This window comes from Candidatus Protochlamydia sp. R18 (assembly GCF_000648255.1).
GTDB classification, from domain to species: Bacteria; Chlamydiota; Chlamydiia; order Chlamydiales; family Parachlamydiaceae; genus Protochlamydia; species Protochlamydia amoebophila.
In genome coordinates this window covers 1-18,568 of record NZ_BASL01000687.1, presented here as the reverse complement: position 1 = coordinate 18,568, position 18,568 = coordinate 1, and the positions used below count along the sequence as shown (strand labels likewise).

The following is an 18,568-nucleotide window of genomic DNA, read 5'->3' as shown; positions in this document are numbered from 1 at the left end:
TTTTAAATCATGTTGAGGTCTTTTGTCATTCAAATTTTATGTATCTTGTTTAAGCCTAAACACCTAAACCCAAAGTTCAGGTTCATACTGTTTTCCTTTTTTAAAGGATAGCATGATCAGGATTTGTTGCTTTTTGTTGGATCTTTTTGTGGGGCATGTCATCTTTTATGAAGGATAGCTTAGGTGTAGCAACTTTTAGTTTGCTTGACAGAGTCAATCATTTTTTAAATAATAAATCATTTAAAAAATACCGAGCGAAATTCTCTATTTTTGTTTTCATAATCTGTAGAATAAAAATAGAATGGAGTGAATGGAAAACAACAAGGTTTTTATGAAAGCATATATGACAAATAACCTAATTCGAGCGATCAATCATTTTAAAGAAGAAGAAGAATTTAACGCTTTTTTAGAAGCTTATAAGCAAGCAAGTGTAAACTTAGAAATTGACTCTTTTCAGCTCCATTTAAATTGGCCGTCTTTTTTAGAACTTATCGATTTAGAAGCATTATTTAGGTCCTTCCATCCATTAAATGAAGAAGATGCTCTTCACAACTTTTTGCTCTCCATGTTAAATAAAAATGACCAACAAGTATTGTTAACTTGTTTATATGATCAAGTTTTTATCGATTGTTTGACAAAAGTAAAAAACCTGCCTCAAATAGACCAAACGTTTCTTCTCAATCAAATTCAGAAAAAGCGAGATCTTATTCAGGTTCCTCTTGTTAAAGAATTATTTGCAGCTCCTTTAAATCATTATGAAAAATTATTACAAGTAGATCCTTATCATACTATTCATGATTTAACCCTCTATTTAGCTTGGGACCGTGTATGTGTCAATCTCGCTGTGATCTTTGAGCACCCTTCTTTTAAATCTTTTGACGGATTGACTACATTGAAAGAATGCCTTATAGAGTCTTTTCAACATATTACGAAACAAGGAGAAACAACCCCTGGTTTTTTTCGATTCATGGAAGCTTTGTATGCTATTTTAATGCGAGAGGAAAATTTACCAATTTACTCGGAGGAAGAGTGGTTAATTCTTTGCCAAAGTGCAGAAGCCCTGAGATCGCGAGAGATTGTTTGCGATGCTCCTTATATCGATAGAATCCTAGTTGATAAATATTCAAATTCGAAAAAGCGCGCACAATTAATTCTAACACTCGATTCTATAGAAAAAGTAAACGCTAGTTTAAAACTTGCTGAATTTGAAATTAAAAAATTAAATCAAGAGAAAATGGCTTGGAACTATTCTTTATCGCCAGTTGAAATTGTGTGTTTCAAACAAGAGGATCAAAAACTTCTTTTTAATACAATTATTAGACAAGATTATTTTTAATTCTCATTAGTTTGGTGCTCAATTAATTCTATTTTTTGTTGACGACTCATTTTTTTTATAGAAATCTCCCGTTTTGTAGCCTCAGATCGATTAAGTTGTTTTTCTCTAAATACGATTTTTTCTGGTTCTGATATTTTAAAAAAACGGGCTCCTTTGCTTTGTTCGCAATGCTCTTTAAATCGCCTTTCAATATCTTTTGTAATTCCTGTATAAAGCTTACCAGAACGCGTTTGGATAATATAAACTTCCCAGTTGTTAGCAGTCATTTCCGTACTTCCTAGATAAAAAGTGCGACATTAATGGATAAACAATCTAGCATACCATTAAAATTTTCATTTTTACTAGTGACAAGAGCAGAAGATTTTTTTACACTGAAACGAATTGTTAATATCTTAACTAGGAATTGCAATGAGTATTTGTTCGGATAATTGGATTATAGAAAAATGTCTTAAAGAGAAAATGATTGAGCCTTTTGTAGATAAGCAAGTGCGATTTGAGAATGGAAAGAAAATTATTTCTTATGGAGTTTCCTCTTATGGTTACGATATTCGAGTCTCAAACCAATTTCAAATATTTACTAATGTTTACGGTTCTATTGTAGACCCTAAGCAATTTGACACAAAAAGTCTTGTAAAAATAGAAAATGATGTGTGCGTTATTCCTCCTAATAGCTTTGCGCTAGCAATAACTTTGGAATATTTTCGCATCCCTGAAAATGTTTTGACGATTTGCGTGGGAAAATCCACATATGCCCGTTGTGGAATTATTGTCAACGTTACTCCATTCGAACCTGGCTGGGAAGGATATGCTGTCTTAGAAATTTCAAACACAACACCACTTCCGGCCAAAATATATGCCGGAGAGGGAATTGCACAAGTCCTGTTTTTTGAAGGAAAAGAGAAATGTTTGTATACATATGCTGCTAGAAATGGGAAGTATCATCGACAAATGACATTGACGTTGCCTTTACTATAAATTATAATGGAAACCTTAATGAATCCTACCCCTTCATTTATTCTTCCTACCATTGTCGATGGAGAAGATAAAAGCTCACCATTGACGAATCGCATTCGAAAAAATTATCGACACATTCGAAAATGGGCTAAGCGCACTCAAACCAATTGTTTTCGCATTTATGATAAAGAAATTCATCAATATCCTTTAGCGATTGATTTTTATGATGGTCGATTTTGTGTTCACTATTTTTCTAAAGCAGCCAATGATAATGATTATGATCCCCCTAAAGAATTAAAAGAGGCAACGATTCATGCGTTAAAAACAATTTTTAATGTGGAGGAAAATCTCATTTTTTGGCGGACCAGATCTAAGCGAAAAGAAACACGCCAATATGAAAGGCAAGGAAATGCTAAAGAATTTTTTTCGATTGTTGAGTTTGGCGTTCAATTCAAAGTTAATCTTATCGACTATTTAGATACGGGACTTTTTTTAGACCATCGAGAAACACGTAAAATGGTGGCGCAGGCTTCCATTAATAAAAAACTGCTCAATCTTTTTGCTTATACCTGTTCTTTTAGCGTTCATGCAGCTGCTTCAGGAGCTATTTTTACTAAAAGCGTAGATATGTCTAATACATACACAGAGTGGGGGAAAGATAACTTCCGACTCAACTCTTTGTCTCTTCAAAATAATGAAGTTATTCGCGCTGATTGTTTAAAATTTTTGGATGACGAAATTAAAAAAAGCTTACAATACGATGTCATCGTGATTGATCCTCCGACCATTTCTCGATCTAAGAAAATGGATCAACTATTTGATATCCAAGTTGATTATGTATCAATGCTTTCTAAAGCCTTAAAATTATTACAAAAAGATGGTGTCATTTTTTTTAGTACGAATTTTCGCAAATTTGCTTTTAATCAAACCTTATTTCCCTTTTGTTTAATCCAAGATGTTTCTCATAAAACCATCCCTATTGATTTTCATGACTCAAAGATACACCGATGTTGGAAAATCATTAAGAAAGCTGATTTTTAAAAAAAATTGATAATATACCAGATGTTATTCATGGTAGAGATGACCAAGCTTTTATTTATTTTTGATCAATATCCATTTAAAAAAGTTAAAAATATGAGGAGTGATAATTGCCTTAGGTTTGGCAATAGTAGGTTTTTAATTCACAGTACTTTTTCTTTTTTTTGTAAAAGCATAAACAAGATAGGTTAAGGTTAATAAAACAATGATGAAAATTGTCGTTTGATCACCTTTCCCTAGATGGTGGAAAAATGATAAGCCATAATCTCCAAAGAAGTAACCAAGTGAGAGAAAGCTAGAAACCCAAACGAAGGCTCCGCTATAGGCGAAAAGAGTAAATTCTTTAAATTCTAAACGGGACATACCTGCTGAAAAACCAGTAAAATGTCTGACACCCGGAATAAAATAACCAATAAATAATGCCCATTTTCCAAAACGCTCAAACCATTGATGTGCTTTATCGAGATGTTTTTGGGTTAATCCAAACCATTTTCCTGCTCGATTAAAAAAATAGATGCCTGCTTTTAAGCCTAGTAAATAACTAGCAGTAATTCCGCAAACACTTCCTCCCAAACAAGCGATAATGGTTTCTGTAATTTTTAAACTTCCATTTTTCATCAAAATTCCGCTGATAACTAAAAGTGTTTCTTCTGGAACAGGAAAAGCAATAATTCCAAGAGCTAATAATGCAAAAAGAGCAAAAACTCCATATTGCTCAAGCCATGGTATTAAGGCATCAAGATTGACATGTTCCATTTAAAATCCTTTAAAGTTCTGGGAAAGAGAGTAAAGATTAAGGAGTATGTTTGTAAATACACTCCTTAATCAAATTTTTTAGCTAATTTTCTTTTGGAAGTTTTGATCAATCACAAACAAGGCGGCTTTGTCATCACAAATTAATATAATTTGGTCTAAATTATCTTGAGCATTTTTTTCTTCTTCGACTTGCTCTGTGATAAACCATTGGAGAAAGATATGTGTTGCATGATCTTTTTCTTGAACCGCTAACTCATAAATTTGATAAATTAAATGCGTGACTTTTCTTTCCTGTTCGAGAGCGAGTTTAAAAATCTCTTCAATAGAATTAAATTTAACAGGAGGTTTATCAATTGGTTGAAGATCTACATGAAGATTTCGATCGATGATATAATTATAAAACTTCATCCCATGTTCATGTTCCTCTTCAGCTTGTTTACGAAACCATTTCGCAAATCCATCTAAGGGAATATTATCAAAATACGATGCAATAGAAAGATAAAGGTAAGAGGAATAAAACTCGTGCTTGATTTGCTCATTTAAGGCTGTATAAATTTTGTCGTTCATAACTAAACTCCTTATGATTATAGATGATTTTTTGCTACATTCTAAACGTATTTATAATGATTTTATCATTCATCTATAAATTTGTTTTTTGAATTAAATATACTTCATCTAGATAGGCAATTAATTTTTTAGCAAAAAAGTACTTTAGCAGATTAGTTAATTATACCAAACTTCTGAAATAAATAAAAAAAATAAAATTTAATAGCATTCTTGAATAAAATGGCTAAAAATAGCTCTGAAAGGCAATTTTAACTTATATAAAATGAAAATTCCTAAATTTTGAAAAAAAACATTGACGATTATTGCAATTAAATTTGTATAGGTTTTAAATGAACGGTGAACGACAAATCCTAAATAGTAAGTTTTAACTTTGCTATGAAAGGGCCAATAGCTAAGAAAGTTTTTATAAAAGTGATGTATTATCTAAAAAAGCTAAAAAACTAATAAGAGCTAATATTAGATTATTTTTCAGAAAAAAACTTATCCATAGAGCTCCATTAATTTTGTCGATTCAAGTTTGAATAAGACCTTTTATTTATTTTAGTTGCTTAACATTTGAGTACATTCTTTTTTAAAAAAAGGGGTAACATATGGCTAATAAAACTAATCGTCAGACAGAATCCAGTCAAAACCATTCTCAAAGTTCAAATTACAGAAAAAATGCCCAAACTCGTTATGAGGAAAAAGGCCTGCATCATCCTATGAGCCGCGAAGAAGCAGGTCGCCGAGGGGCGGAAGCTCGTTGGGGTAAAGAGCACGATGAGAACAAAACTTCTTCTGGAAATGATTATCAAGGCAATACTGATGAGCAAAACAATGAAAGTTAATATTCATTCATCTTTCTTAAATAAAAAAATAATGTTGTAAAAAATAAATGATAGGAAATCTTGATTTCCTATCTGTTTTTCTTTAAGGAACGTTATCGATTCAAAGTTCTTCACGATTGAATTTTTATTAAGCAAGTATTCAATCTCGATTCCTTTTGATGGATAACATAAAAACATAAAGGATAGGTCAATGAAACAACAACAAACTGGCTTACATAAACTATTTATTGATGAATTGCAAGACATGTATAGTGCAGAAAAGCAAATTACAGAGGCCATGCCCAAATTAACTAAATCAGCTTTTTTACCTGAATTAAAAGAAGCACTCATGGATCATTTGAAAGAAACAAAAACTCAAGTAGCTCGTCTGGAACAAATCTTTGAGATAATGGGCTTACCAGCCAAAGAAAAACTTTGTAAAGCGATGGAAGGAATATTGAAAGAAGGAGAAGAGCTCACAAAAATTATGGAAAAATCATCTACATTAGATGCAGCTATTATCAGTGCTGCACAAAAAGTTGAGCATTATGAAATTGCTTCTTATGGAACGCTGTGTAGCTTTGCTAAACATCTTCAGTTGAATAGCCAAATCCGAGATCTTCTTAAAGATACACTTGATGAAGAAAAGGCTGCGGATAAAAAATTAACAAAGCTTGGAGAAGGCTCATTTTTTACATCGGGAGTCAATGCTGAAGCTGCAGAAGTAAAAAAATAATGCATAAATAAAATTAAAGCTTATTTCTTAAAGGACTTTTTACAAAATGCCTTCTATTTTGTAAAAAGTCCTCTCATTCTAAACTTATTATTCGAAATTTAGGAGATTCTGATGATTGAAAAACAAAAAGAAAAGACATTTCCTCCTCAAAAGCAAACTCCTCCTGGTGAACAATTTAAAATGTATCCTTTACCTAAAGATGAGAAAAAAGATTTAAAAGGAAGCGGTAAATTATTTAATCAAGTAGCCATTATCACGGGAGGCGATAGCGGGATTGGAAGAGCAGTAGCGATTAGTTTTGCAAAAGAAGGAGCTGACATTGTAGTCGTCTATTTAAATGAACATAAAGATGCGGAAGAAACAAAAAAGCTTGTTGAGGAGAAAGGGAGAAAATGTTTGTTAATTGCAGGGGACATTGGTCAAAATAGTTTTTGCCAATCCGCGATAAAAGAAACGATTCAAGCTTTTGGAAAACTCAATATTTTAGTCAATAATGCGGCTGAACAGCACCCGCAAGATTCTATTGAAGATATTACTGAAGAGCAGTTAGAAAAAACTTTCAGAACGAATGTTTATTCTTTATTTTTTATGACCAAAACTGCACTTCCCCATTTAGAAAAGGTTAAAGGGACCATCATTAATACAACCTCTGTTACGGCTTATAAAGGAAAGAAAACTTTAATTGATTATTCAGCGACTAAAGGAGCTATTGTTGCTTTTACTCGTTCTTTATCTTTATCATTAGTTGAAAAAGGAGTTCGGGTCAATGGCGTGGCACCAGGGCCTATTTGGACACCTTTAATTACTTCAACTTTTCCTGAAGAAAAAGTTTCTGTTTTTGGTTCTAATGTTCCTATGAAGCGAGCTGGACAACCAGATGAAGTAGCCCCTTGTTATGTCTTCTTGGCTTCTCAAGATTCTTCTTATATTTCAGGACAAATTTTGCATCCCAATGGGGGAGAAATTATTAATGGTTAAAAAAAGTTGGAATTTAAGGCTCCCATATGGAAATTCCTTTAAAAGTCATTAAACAAGGTTTATATTGCCCAGACGGAGATTTCTTTATTGATGCTTGGCAACCAGTCTCTCGTTGCATCATCACGCATGCGCATGGCGATCATGCTTATGCTGGTCATGGACACTACATTGCAACCGATGAAACGATTAAAATTCTACGGAAAAGAATTGGAGGCGAGTTTAAAAGCGAAGCTTTAACATATAACCAGAAAATCAAACTTGGAAATACATGGGTTTCATTGCATCCAGCAGGGCACATTTTAGGATCGGCGCAAGTAAGAATTGAAACACCTGGCTGTGTCACAGTTATATCGGGTGATTATAAGCGAGCAAAAGATGAAACATGTTTACCATTTGAAGTAGTTGAATGTGATATTTTCGTCACTGAATCTACTTTTGCCCTGCCCATTTATCAATGGCCTCATAGTCACACCATTGCCAAACAGATCAAAGAGTGGTGGTTCGAAAATGCTGCTCATGATTGCCCTTCTATTTTATTTTGTTATTCTCTTGGCAAAGCACAACGGGTTTTGTCGATGTTAGCAGATCAAGAAAATTTTGTGTATTTGCATGGAGCTATATGTTCATTGTCAAAAATTTATGCAGAAATGGGAATCAAAATGGCTCGTTTTAAGCCTGTTTCGGAAGGTGAAAAGGGGATGAAATTTTCTAAAGAACTTATACTAGCTCCGCCATCGGCAGCGGGAACTCCATGGTTGAAACGTTTTCCAAGTTATCGGACAGCTTTGGCGTCCGGTTGGATGCAAGTAAGGGGAACAAGGCGTCGCCACGCTTTAGATCGTGGGTTTATTTTATCTGATCATGCAGATTGGAAAGCATTGATTGAAACAATCTCACAAACACAAGCAAAAATTGTTTTAACTACTCATGGGAATGCTTCTACGTTGGCTCAATATTTACGCGAAACGCAAAATCTCGATGCCAGAGAGTTAAAGGGGCTAGATGTTACTTTAGTGAGTGAGGATCAATGAAAAATTTTTCACTTCTTTTTGAACAGATTGATCAAACGCAATCAACGAATGAAAAAGTCTCGTATATTCAAAAATATTTTGCTGATTCTTCATCAGCCGATGGAGCATGGGCTCTTTTTTTTTTAAGCGGTCATCGTTTAAAAAGATTAATTAGTGGAAAGAAATTATTAAAGTGGTGTCAGGAACTTTTGCAACTTCCCGACTGGTTGGTAGAAGAATCATATGCAGCCGTAGGAGATACAGCGGAAACAATTTCTTTATTATTACCTTTTAAAGAAAAAGAAATTAAAAATAAACTGACCCTTTCCGAATGGATGGAAATGCGAATCAAACCACTTCAAGGTCTTCTAGAAGAAAAACAAAAAGAGCAGATTTTTCTTTACTGGAATGAACTGAACACTAAAGAGACTTTTATTTTTAACAAAATACTGACGGGCTCTTTTCGCGTTGGTGTTTCTTCTTTGTTAACATTAAAAGGATTAAGCCAAGCATTAGAAATTCCTCGTGAAATTTTAAGTCAGCATGTAATGGGAACCTGGGAACCCACAGCAGAATTTTTTGCTAGTTTGAGTATCACAGATGATCGTAAACAATATTTAAATCCTTATCCCTTTTATTTGGCCTATCCTTTTGAAGGCGATTTAAAGTCATTAGAAAATCCGTTTGATTGGTTAGCAGAATGGAAATGGGATGGGATCCGAGCACAAGTTGTCAAAAGGGGAGAGGAATGTGGCATTTGGTCAAGAGGAAATGAATTAGTTTCTTCGCAATTTCCCGAAATTATGGAAGTTTGCAAACATCTTCCAGACGGAACGGTATTAGATGGAGAATTGATTGCTTATCAATCGAATCGCCCCTTAGCATTTGGAGAATTACAAAAACGACTTGGAAGAAAAAATGTGTCGAAAAGTATGCAAAAAAATATTCCAGTAATTTTAATGATTTATGACGTTTTAGAATATCGGGGGGAAGATATTCGTAAATTACCTTTGGGCGATCGAAGAGACGTTTTGAAATGTTTGAACCTTGAATCCCCACAGCTTCTCATTTCGGATGAAATCTCTTTTTCAAACTGGGAAGAGTTAAGCGAAAAACGAGCTTTAGCTAGACAACAAGGGACAGAAGGAGTGATGTTAAAGAAGCGAAACTCTTTTTATGGTGTAGGACGTCAAAAAGGAAATTGGTGGAAGTATAAAATTGATCCGATGGTCATTGATGCTGTTTTAATGTATGCTCAAGCTGGATCAGGTAGAAGGGCTAATTTATTTACAGATTATACTTTTGGTATTTGGAATCAAAATGAATTAATTCCCATTGCTAAAGCTTATTCTGGTTTAGATCAAGGGGAAATTAACAAGTTAGATCGTTGGATCCGAATGCATACCGAAGAAAAATTTGGCCCGGTTAGAAAAGTAAAGACAGAACAGGTTTTTGAGATCGCTTTTGAAGGGATACAACGTTCTAATCGCCATAAATCAGGAATAGCTCTACGATTTCCTCGCATCAAAAGATGGAGAACTGATAAACCTTATCAAGAATGCGATGATTTAGAAACAATTATAAAAACGTTTTTACATGACTCTTCCTAAGCATTCACTCATTGAACAATGGTTTAATTTTAAAAAATGGGAACCCCTTCCCTTTCAAAAAGAAGCCTGGTTAAAATTTTTAGAAGGAAAAAGTGGGTTAATTTCTGTTCCGACAGGAGCTGGTAAAACATATGCTGCTTATCTTTCAGCTCTTTCTAAGCTTCATGAAGATCCCAAAAAAGGAATTCAAATCTTATACATCACTCCTTTAAGGGCTTTAGCAAAAGATTTGGAAAGCGCTCTTAAAGCTCCTATTGATGATTTAAAATTGATTTACCGCGTCGAAAGGCGCACAGGAGATACTTCCTATATAAAAAAAGAAAAGCAGAATAAACATCCCCCAGAAATTTTGATTACGACTCCTGAGAGTTTGGCTGTGATGCTTTGCAATGGTCACGCAACTTCTCAATTTAGCTATCTACAGTCCATTATTGTCGATGAATGGCATGAGCTGTTAGCTTCTAAAAGAGGCGTCTTGTTTGAGCTTTGTCTATCTCGATTAAAAGCTTGGAAACCTTCCGTACAAATTTGGGGATTAACCGCGACAATTGGCAATATTCAGCAAGCTGCACAAGTTTGTGTAGGAGTTGATCGCAGTCCCATCATTGTAAATGCAAAAATGGAACGAGAAGTCATCTTAACAGCTGTATTGCCAGAATCTTTGGATAAGCTCCCGTGGACAGGAAGATTGGGTTTACGATTACTCCCTTACGTTCTAAATCGACTAAACTTCAATCAATCTACTCTTATTTTTACTAATACACGCTCGCAAACAGAAAGATGGTATCAAGCGATATTAGAGGCGAGACCTGAATGGAAAAACTTAATAGCCATTCATCATAGTGCCATCGATAAAAAAACAAGGGAAGGAATAGAAGAGGGGATTAAATTTGGTTCGATTCGTTTTGTTGTTTGCACCTCTTCTTTAGATTTAGGAATCGATTTACCAAGGGTTGAAAAAGTCATTCAAATTGGCTCCCCTAAAAGTGTTGCACGACTTCTTCAAAGAGCTGGGCGCTCTTCTCATCGCCCCCTTACGCCTTGTTACATTGAAGTTGTTCCTACACATGCCTTAGAATTAATCGAAATTCAAGCTTATCGACTAGCTATTAAAGAACATCACATTGAAAGCCGTTTGCCTTTAAAAAATTGCTATGATGTTTTAATGCAGCACATGATGACATGTGCAATTGGAGAAGGTTTTCAAAAAGACGAACTTTTTTCTCAGATAAAAACAACAGCTTGTTTTCAAGATTTGAGTTTGAAAGAATTTGAAGATTGTTTGCATTTTTTAATATCGGGAGGAAACTCTTTAAAAGCTTACCCTGAATATAAAAAGCTAGTTTATTCAAATGACAAATACATTGTTGAAGATAAAGGATTGATTCGTCGGCATAAAATGAGTATTGGAACCATTTCTTCTGATTCTCAAATTATCGTTAAATGGGCCAAAGGAAAAGCGATTGGAATGATAGAAGAATCTTTTTTGACGAATTTAAAACCTGGGGATCATTTTCTTTTTGGGGGAAAACAATTACAGTTAGTTCAATATCGAGACATGACAGCTTATGTTCGTTTAGCCAAACATAAGCAAAAACATGCAGCCGTTTGGAAAGGAAGCCGTCTTCCTTTTTCAACGTCTTTAGGAGCAGAGCTAAGAAAAGTATGTGAGCAAAAAATATCGCTTAACTCGTCCGACCAAGAGAACTTTCTTTTAGATCAAATCATTCAATTACAACAAAAATTTTCGTATCTTCCTACGACAAAACAGCTTTTGATTGAATTAACAAAGTCTCAGGAAGGATGGCACCTTTTTGTTTATCCTTTTGAAGGTAAAATTATTCATCAAGGCCTTGCTTTGTTAGTTGCTCATCGTTTATCAAAAAAAGCGTCTCAAACTTTTACAATAAGTACAAATGATTATGGATTTGAATTGCTGAGCCGGAAGTCTTTCCAGGAAGAAATGCTAACAACGGAACTTTTTTCAACTCAATATATGAATGAAGACATCCAGGAATTGATTAATACCCAAGAAATTGGAAAAAGATATTTTAGAGATATTGCTAGAATTGCAGGATTAATCTTTCCAGGTTATCCACACAAACATAAAACAAATAGACAAGTACAAATCAGCAGTAGCCTTTTATTTGATGTTTTACAAAAATATGACGCAAATAATTTGCTGCTACAGCAAGCTAAAAGGGAAGTATTAGATATTCAATTTGAAAAAATTCAGCTAAAAAATTGTTTAACACGTTTATCTCAAGCTCAATTAATGATAAAAAAACTCAAAAAATTTAGCCCCTTTGGATTGGAGTTGTTTGTAGAACGCGTTAGTGACACTTTATCTACAGAAAGCTTAACAGAGCGAATTAAGCAAATTCAAAATAGTTGGTTCTGATGAAATGCCTCATTGAAAATCAAACATGTCATTTTTTGCCTCAAAGAGGAGTTTATTGGGAAGAACAAAAAACGTTGATAATCGCGGATATTCATTTGGGGAAAGCTACCACGTTTAGAAAAGCAGGCATACTTATTCCGGACGGAAGTATGGAGGCAGATTTACGCCAACTCAATTTATTGATACAGAACCTACAGCCAGATCGTTGTATTGTTGTGGGTGATTTAATTCACGCGACGAGTGGTTTGTCTGAATATGTGCAAAATACGTTTACTGATTGGTTAAAAATGCTGCCTTGTGACTTACATTTAGTCATGGGTAATCATGACAAAAACCTTGTTAAACATTTGCCTAAAACCTGGTCGTTTCACATTCATGCTAATCATTTCTTGATGGAACCATTCTATTTCTGTCATATTCCTTGCTTACAAGAACCCTGGTTTGTTTGGTCAGGCCATCTTCATCCAAAAATTGAGCTAAAAAGTAGACATGATCGTTTAAGTTTGCATTGCTTTCAAATTTTTCCTAAGCTTGGTATTTTACCTGCTTTCAGCGAATTTGTTGGAGGTTCATTTGTGAAAAAAAACTCAAATTGTAACATTTTTGGTATCGTGGATTCTTCGGTAATTAAACTTTAATTTTCTTTTTTACTTTGTTGGAAAGACAAAAGATTTCACCTACATAAAATATTTTACATTTTTTTGGTGGGTATTTAAATTGTCATAAATTTTCTATGATTTTTTTAAATAGATGCCATATCGTAACTTTTAATCCCGAGATGAAAAAATGAAAGTTTTAAATTATCTTCTTTGCCTTTTTGTTTGCCTGACAGCCTCGGTCTATAGCGAGATAAAAACCGTTAAAGATAAAATATGTTGCGATCTTAATGCTTCTTCGATTGTTGAAGTCACTCAAGATAACTTTAAACAGCTGATATTTTCAGAAAAACCTGTTATTTTGATGATTTATGCAGAGTGGTGTGGGTGTTGCTGTCGCTTTCAACCTATTTTGGAAACGTTTAGCGAAAGCTTTAAAGAATCTATCCGTTTTGCTAAATTAAATTATGATGAAGAAACTGATTTAGCTGATTCTTTTGATATCAACTATTTTCCTACATTTATATTTATTGATTCAGGGATCGTTATGGATAAAACTGATGAAATAGATACTCGAGAAGAGTTGGAATCTCAAATTTTTGCATGGATAAATCAATTAAATTAACCTAAATATGAATAGGTTTATCAAATTAAAATTTTTACTTTAACTTCTTTTTTTAATAGACCTTTCTTCTCTCTGTGAATACTTTTTGAAAAATTTTAATTAACGTAAAGTTTTTTTTGATTAAAATTACAAAAAAATTCAGATTGAGATTAACAGGTTATTTTTTCTAGCATACATTGCTTGCGTAAAACAAGTGATTGAGATATGCACTAGTCCTTTACAAAGGAAGTAATACCAGGTGCTCAAATCAATGATAAACAACAAAAAGGTTTTTATGAAAAAAGTAGTGCTATTTTTTTCTCTATTTTTGTGTTTTTTCACAACATCATATAGCTTCGCACAAAATAACAAAGGCAACCTTGACAATAATTACAATAATGTAGCACAGAGGGATAACAATTACCAAAGCCAAGGTGAACAAGCTTTTTATGGTGCAAATAATTCAGATGCTTGCGCACTTACGGAAAGGCCAGTTGGTGATTGCTACTCTTTGTACTACAAATATGAACCATGCTACTACAATAAATGGCACTGCAAATATGTTCCACAATTCATTCAAAAGAAACATTGCCGTATGGTTCCCCAGTACTATGAAAAAACATACTGCAGATATATTCCACAATACTATTCTAAAATTAGCTGCCATCAAGTTCCTAAATACTGCTATACAACAAATTGCCGCTACGTTCCAAAATATACTTGTGAACGTTGCTGCAAACATGCCCCAAAATATTACTACAAACATACAAGCAGACCAATTTGTGGAACTCCTTGTGCGCCAGCTGCCTGTGCTCTAAGATGTGAAGATGCACGTTAAAATTTAGCTTTTTTGACAGGTAGATGCTTTCTACCTGTCAATATCAATTTAAAAACAATTTATGACATATTTTATGCCAATTTATCTCTATTACCTTCCTTCTTTCATAGATTAATTTCATTTTAAAAATTAAAATAAAATTTATTCTTTCCATTTTTTCCCATGTTTATAAAATAAATTTCATAAAAAAATCAGAATAATTAATATTTTTAGATTGGTTTGATTTGGGACATATGCTGTAATTGACAATTAATAAAAAATTTGTCAAAAGTGCACTCTTAGATGAGAGCTTTGATAAATTAAATTTCGCCTGCTAACGACTTCAGAGTAATATTAAGCGAAAGTGGCGATAACAAAATCGCCCTACATATCCTTGAATTATTAAAAATCGGTTTTACAATGAAAAATGATCATTTCTTCCTCTTCTTTCTCTTGGGTGTATGTTCTTTGTTTGCTTCTTTAAGAGCAGACTATTATGAAAATCAAGAAGATCAAATATTTGTTGGCCCTGAAATATATCACGTTGAACGAACAAAAAAAGCAGGCGCTAAACAAGATGGTTACCTCTACGGTGTTAGGCTTGGTTATGAACGAATTAAAAAAGATAAAATTTATGTTGGCGTAGATTTTTTGTATGCAGAAGGATCTATGAAAGGGAAATTGGGAGAAGAAAAAATCAAGTCAATTTTGACTGATATCAATATTGAGGAAAGAATTGGTTATACCTTAGCGTCAAATTGTGGGTGGAAGCCTTCTTTTACCCCTTACATTGGTGTAGGGAAATTTTGGGAAAAGAATGAATATAAGCATCCTTCACCATTTCGATTTCATTTTTACAATAGTTTCTTATATATTCCTATTGGATTTTTATCTCATTTAGACTTTACAGATAATTTTAGGATGGGAATAAATTTTAAAGCTAGGTACATTTTAGATAGTCATCATACGATTACGCATGATTCTGAATTTGGTAAAATTCATCAAAAATATGAGGAAAAAGTTCAATATCGTGTTGAATTACCTATGACTTATTTTACTTGTTTTTCTCAAAAAAAAGTGTCTGTTAGCTTAGTTCCGTTTTATGAATATCGACATTATGGATATCGAATCAATTTTCCCTTTGATTTTATTGAAACTAAATTCAATTTGTATGGGGCAAATTTAAAGCTGCTTTATTTATTTTAATTTTAAAAAATTTAAATTCGAACAAGGAAAAATATGTATAAACAATATAAAAACTTTTTATTTTATACGTTTATTTTAGCGGGATATTTACCAAGCTTTGTTTGTGGCAGAAACATTAGTTTAGTCGATTCGGAAGGGCGGCTTGCTAACTTTTCTATTGCTCAAGAGGATAAGTTTACAGATGTGATCGATTGGCTTGAATGCTACTACAAAAACAGTCTGGAAAATATCCAGCCTGAAGGATTTCTTTCAAATGATTTAGCGTTGACGATTGTTGTCTCTAATAACGATGTATTGATTAGAAAAAGCACTACAAATCGTGATTATTATGCGGAAGTTTCCAAAGATGAGAGAAAAGATATCGATTTTATTGTAACGAGCCTGGCTTACGAATCATTGCTTAGTTTAGCCAGTTTACGCTCAGACTTGCAAGATGCGGGAAAACGTATTGATAAAGTACATCCACTTAATTTTTTAAAGGTCATTTTTACAGATGAAAAGCTGAAGACCGGAGTTCACGCAATCCGTAATAGAACGATTTGGAATGAATTTATAGCGGGAAATGTCACTAGCTTAAATGAAGAATTTAAAAAAAATAATCTGAAAGATGAATATATTCGAGATTTCTCTCGTAAAATCGGAGTCGATTTTAATAAAATTACTCCTTATATCAAACAAAAGAAATGGAAAGAATTTGTCAATTACCTTATTGATAATATTCCAAGAGTCAATGATCCTAACCGATATAATATGTAGAGGTATTGTTAACTAAAGCAGCATTTATTTTGTTGCTTTAGCAGAAGAATCTTGTTTGGCTCGAAATACATTTAAAATGTTTAAATCCGGCATCAAAAGAACAACTTTATCTAAAATTTGTTTATAAATAACTTCAGGTAAAAAGGGTGTGCGGCTTAATATCCACAAATGTTTTTGATTAGAATCACTAACAGCTGCATAACTATAATCATCTGCTAAAACAATGATCCAGTAGTCTCCAATAGGTAATCCTTTATACTGTTCTGTAGCCGGAAAGGTGATTTTCCACTTTGCTTGCGTTTGTTTATCAATAATTTCGGCTGTTCCTTCTGCCCTCTGGACAGATTTAAAAAAATTATTTATATCGCATTGATTAACAACCTGAATGATTCCATCACTTTGCATTGTATAAATAACCATTGGGTTATGATAACATCCTCTATCCCATGGCTCATCTAAACGGGCAATTTCATACCAGGTGCCCATATAACGATTTAAATCGACATTTGAAACTGTTTGAAAGGGAGGATATTCTATTCCTTGAATATTTTGGTAATAAAGAAAAAAACTAGAAAATAGAATTACAAAAAAATGATGTCTCATCATGCCTATCCTTAAATCACTATTGATCATTTCGATTTTTTATCGAAAAATAACGTTAATTTAAAGCAAAATGTATAAAATATAAAATTCTCTCGAAATTATGCTCAGATAAAATCTATTTATGGTAAACGGTTAGTGTAGTAAATACTGTGAAAAACCATTAATTTTTCCACAAATGTTATAGTTAATATATGTTTTTTCAAAAAATTTACACTCCCGGCCTGGCGATTAATACTTATTTGTTAGGAGATGAAACGACCAAAGAATGCGTCGTGATAGATCCTACTCGTATAGTTACTCCGATTATTATGGCTGCTGAAAACGCTGAAATGCACATCAAAGCTATATTGGAAACGCATGTGCATGCTGACTTCATTTCCGGGGCTAGAGAATTAAAATTTCAATTAAAAAATGCTCCAATTATTTATTCTTCGGGGTTTGGCGGAGAACATTGGGTTCCCGCTTATGCTGATCATATTGTCAAAGAAGAAGATGTTTTGTCATTCGGATCTATTCGTTTAAAACCTCTGCATACGCCAGGACATACGCCTGAACATATCATGTGGATTTGTTATGATGAAACAAGAAGCCATGATCTTCCCTGGTTCATTTTTTCCGGGGATTGTTTATTTGTAGGTAGTGTAGGAAGACCGGATTTATTAGGAGAAAATGCGTTTAACTTTCTTGCTAAAGAGCTTTATCAAAGCTTATTCGTCAGGATTGCTCATTTACCAGATTCGGTTGAAGTCTTTCCTGCACATGGAGCCGGCTCTCTTTGTGGTAAAAACATTGGAGGAGTAGACGCAACAACTTTAGGTTACGAGAGAACTTGTAATCCTTATTTAAATCCAATTGAAGAAACAGAATGGATTAAAATTATTAGTCAAGATTTGCCTGCAATTCCTCCCTATTTTTCTCTCATGAAAAAAATAAATGTCTCTAATCCACCTTTATTGAGTGAACTAAAAGTTGAAAAAGTCTGTTCTGAAAGAGATTTAGATTTGGATTTGTGTTTTTTATTAGATGTTCGTTATCCAGAACTTTTTGCGCGATTTCATCTTCCAGGGTCCGTCAATATCCCTATGACACCTTCTTTTTATTCATGGGCGGGATGGCTTATTCCCCATAATATCCCATTGATCATTATCACAAACCGTGAAAATCAAATGAATGATATCGTGTCTCAATTGCGCTTAATTGGCTTTGATCAGCCCTTTTATTTATTTGTACTAAAAGATGACGCAGAAAAAAAGATGAATCGTACTGAGTGTTTTAGTTATCTAACCCCAGAAGAACTTGCAAAAAGATTGCACGACCCGAAAGAAAATGTTTTTGTTTTAGATGTACGAACCACATCAGAATGGCACTCGGGCCATATTGCAGATGCTTATCACGTGGAGTTAAATAATCTTTATCAATATATGCATAAAATCCCTCAAAATCGTTTAATTGCAGTCATTTGCCGATCTGGAATACGCGCGTCTACAGCAATATCCCTACTAAAAAAATATGGCTTTAATCACGTTGTCAATGTAAGAGGAGGAATGCAAGCTTGGAGCGACCTTGAATTTCCTATAATTACTTCTGATAAAGAATAAAAAATAAGGCTGCTTATTTAATATCTTTCCTAACAATTTTTTCAACCACACAAATCTCTGTTCAGGGTGAGCTAAACACTTATTTCTTAATGATTTTCTATTTATCAAACTTTAATCAATTATAAATTTGAATAATTAATGTAAGTTGCAAATAACTAAGTTAAAATAAAATTTAGATGTAAATAAAAAGGCCTCA

The 18,568-nt window shown here is 33.5% G+C and carries 19 protein-coding genes; 15 read left to right on the top strand and 4 right to left on the bottom strand.

The genetic code is table 11. The features are described 5' to 3' along the window. Window positions 1-343: 343 nt before the first annotated feature. On the top strand, window positions 344-1,336 hold the full coding sequence (locus TY19_RS05365) for a hypothetical protein (protein WP_158383144.1): 993 nt from the start codon (window positions 344-346) through the stop codon (window positions 1,334-1,336). Here the strand turns inward: TY19_RS05365 and TY19_RS05360 are convergent. Next, the gene (locus TY19_RS05360) at window positions 1,333-1,602 is read right to left on the bottom strand and encodes a GIY-YIG nuclease family protein (protein WP_042280764.1); all 270 of its coding nucleotides are present in this window, start codon (window positions 1,600-1,602) and stop codon (window positions 1,333-1,335) included. The two genes, TY19_RS05365 and TY19_RS05360, sit on opposite strands and share 4 nt — an antisense overlap. A gap of 142 nt (window positions 1,603-1,744) precedes the next feature. Here TY19_RS05360 and dcd point away from each other — a divergent pair, with 142 nt between their 5' ends. After that, window positions 1,745-2,311 carry a dCTP deaminase gene (gene dcd / locus TY19_RS05355; protein WP_042280763.1) on the top strand — a complete coding sequence of 189 codons (567 nt, stop codon included), beginning with the start codon at window positions 1,745-1,747 and terminating at the stop codon, window positions 2,309-2,311. Between the two features lie 18 nt (window positions 2,312-2,329). Then, a complete protein-coding gene (locus tag TY19_RS05350; RefSeq protein WP_102035392.1) occupies window positions 2,330-3,331 on the top strand; it encodes a class I SAM-dependent methyltransferase in 1,002 nt (333 codons plus the stop codon). Between the two features lie 135 nt (window positions 3,332-3,466). Here TY19_RS05350 and TY19_RS05345 read toward each other — a convergent pair whose 3' ends face one another. Together TY19_RS05345 and TY19_RS05340 are read right to left on the bottom strand one after the other, a co-directional pair. Next, the gene (locus tag TY19_RS05345) at window positions 3,467-4,084 is read right to left on the bottom strand and encodes a DedA family protein (RefSeq protein ID WP_042280761.1); all 618 of its coding nucleotides are present in this window, start codon (window positions 4,082-4,084) and stop codon (window positions 3,467-3,469) included. Window positions 4,085-4,162: 78 nt separating this feature from the next. Next, window positions 4,163-4,651, bottom strand: a complete 489-nt coding sequence (locus TY19_RS05340) for a ferritin (RefSeq protein WP_042280758.1) — start codon at window positions 4,649-4,651, stop codon at window positions 4,163-4,165. Window positions 4,652-5,241: 590 nt separating this feature from the next. On the opposite strand from TY19_RS05340, the gene TY19_RS05335 reads away from it, so the two are divergent. The 11 genes from TY19_RS05335 (at window position 5,242) to TY19_RS05285 (ending at window position 16,171) form a co-directional block, all read left to right on the top strand. Further along, the gene (locus tag TY19_RS05335; RefSeq protein ID WP_042280757.1) at window positions 5,242-5,478 is read left to right on the top strand and encodes a hypothetical protein; all 237 of its coding nucleotides are present in this window, start codon (window positions 5,242-5,244) and stop codon (window positions 5,476-5,478) included. Window positions 5,479-5,668: 190 nt separating this feature from the next. Then, window positions 5,669-6,193, top strand: a complete 525-nt coding sequence (locus TY19_RS05330; RefSeq protein ID WP_042280756.1) for a ferritin-like domain-containing protein — start codon at window positions 5,669-5,671, stop codon at window positions 6,191-6,193. 111 nt (window positions 6,194-6,304) lie between these two features. After that, the gene (locus tag TY19_RS05325) at window positions 6,305-7,171 is read left to right on the top strand and encodes an SDR family oxidoreductase (RefSeq protein WP_042280754.1); all 867 of its coding nucleotides are present in this window, start codon (window positions 6,305-6,307) and stop codon (window positions 7,169-7,171) included. 26 nt (window positions 7,172-7,197) lie between these two features. Further along, a complete protein-coding gene (locus TY19_RS05320) occupies window positions 7,198-8,202 on the top strand; it encodes a ligase-associated DNA damage response exonuclease (protein WP_042280753.1) in 1,005 nt (334 codons plus the stop codon). Beyond that, window positions 8,199-9,791: an ATP-dependent DNA ligase gene (locus tag TY19_RS05315; RefSeq protein ID WP_042280751.1), complete on the top strand. Its 1,593-nt coding sequence runs from the start codon at window positions 8,199-8,201 to the stop codon at window positions 9,789-9,791. The genes TY19_RS05320 and TY19_RS05315 overlap by 4 nt, the downstream gene beginning before the upstream one ends. After that, window positions 9,778-12,192, top strand: coding sequence for a ligase-associated DNA damage response DEXH box helicase (locus TY19_RS05310; RefSeq protein ID WP_042280750.1), 2,415 nt, complete (start codon window positions 9,778-9,780; stop codon window positions 12,190-12,192). The genes TY19_RS05315 and TY19_RS05310 overlap by 14 nt, the downstream gene beginning before the upstream one ends. After that, complete coding sequence (pdeM, locus tag TY19_RS05305; protein WP_042280749.1) at window positions 12,192-12,830, top strand: ligase-associated DNA damage response endonuclease PdeM; 639 nt, start codon at window positions 12,192-12,194, stop codon at window positions 12,828-12,830. Before TY19_RS05310 ends, pdeM begins: the two co-directional genes overlap by 1 nt. A 148-nt stretch (window positions 12,831-12,978) precedes the next feature. Beyond that, a complete protein-coding gene (locus TY19_RS05300) occupies window positions 12,979-13,413 on the top strand; it encodes a thioredoxin family protein (RefSeq protein WP_042280747.1) in 435 nt (144 codons plus the stop codon). A 574-nt stretch (window positions 13,414-13,987) separates the two neighbouring features. Further along, window positions 13,988-14,230: a hypothetical protein gene (locus TY19_RS15240; protein WP_148300639.1), complete on the top strand. Its 243-nt coding sequence runs from the start codon at window positions 13,988-13,990 to the stop codon at window positions 14,228-14,230. Between the two features lie 447 nt (window positions 14,231-14,677). Then, window positions 14,678-15,415, top strand: a complete 738-nt coding sequence (locus TY19_RS05290; protein WP_148300638.1) for a hypothetical protein — start codon at window positions 14,678-14,680, stop codon at window positions 15,413-15,415. Window positions 15,416-15,448: 33 nt separating this feature from the next. Beyond that, window positions 15,449-16,171, top strand: a complete 723-nt coding sequence (locus TY19_RS05285; protein WP_042280743.1) for a hypothetical protein — start codon at window positions 15,449-15,451, stop codon at window positions 16,169-16,171. A 24-nt stretch (window positions 16,172-16,195) separates the two neighbouring features. On the opposite strand, the gene TY19_RS05280 is transcribed toward TY19_RS05285, so the two are convergent. Next, on the bottom strand, window positions 16,196-16,777 hold the full coding sequence (locus tag TY19_RS05280) for a lipocalin family protein (protein ID WP_226988485.1): 582 nt from the start codon (window positions 16,775-16,777) through the stop codon (window positions 16,196-16,198). Between the two features lie 188 nt (window positions 16,778-16,965). Between TY19_RS05280 and TY19_RS05275 the strand changes: the two genes are divergently transcribed. Next, entirely contained in the window at window positions 16,966-18,372 is a 1,407-nt protein-coding gene (locus TY19_RS05275) for an MBL fold metallo-hydrolase (RefSeq protein ID WP_042280740.1), read from the top strand. Window positions 18,373-18,568: the final 196 nt, after the last annotated feature.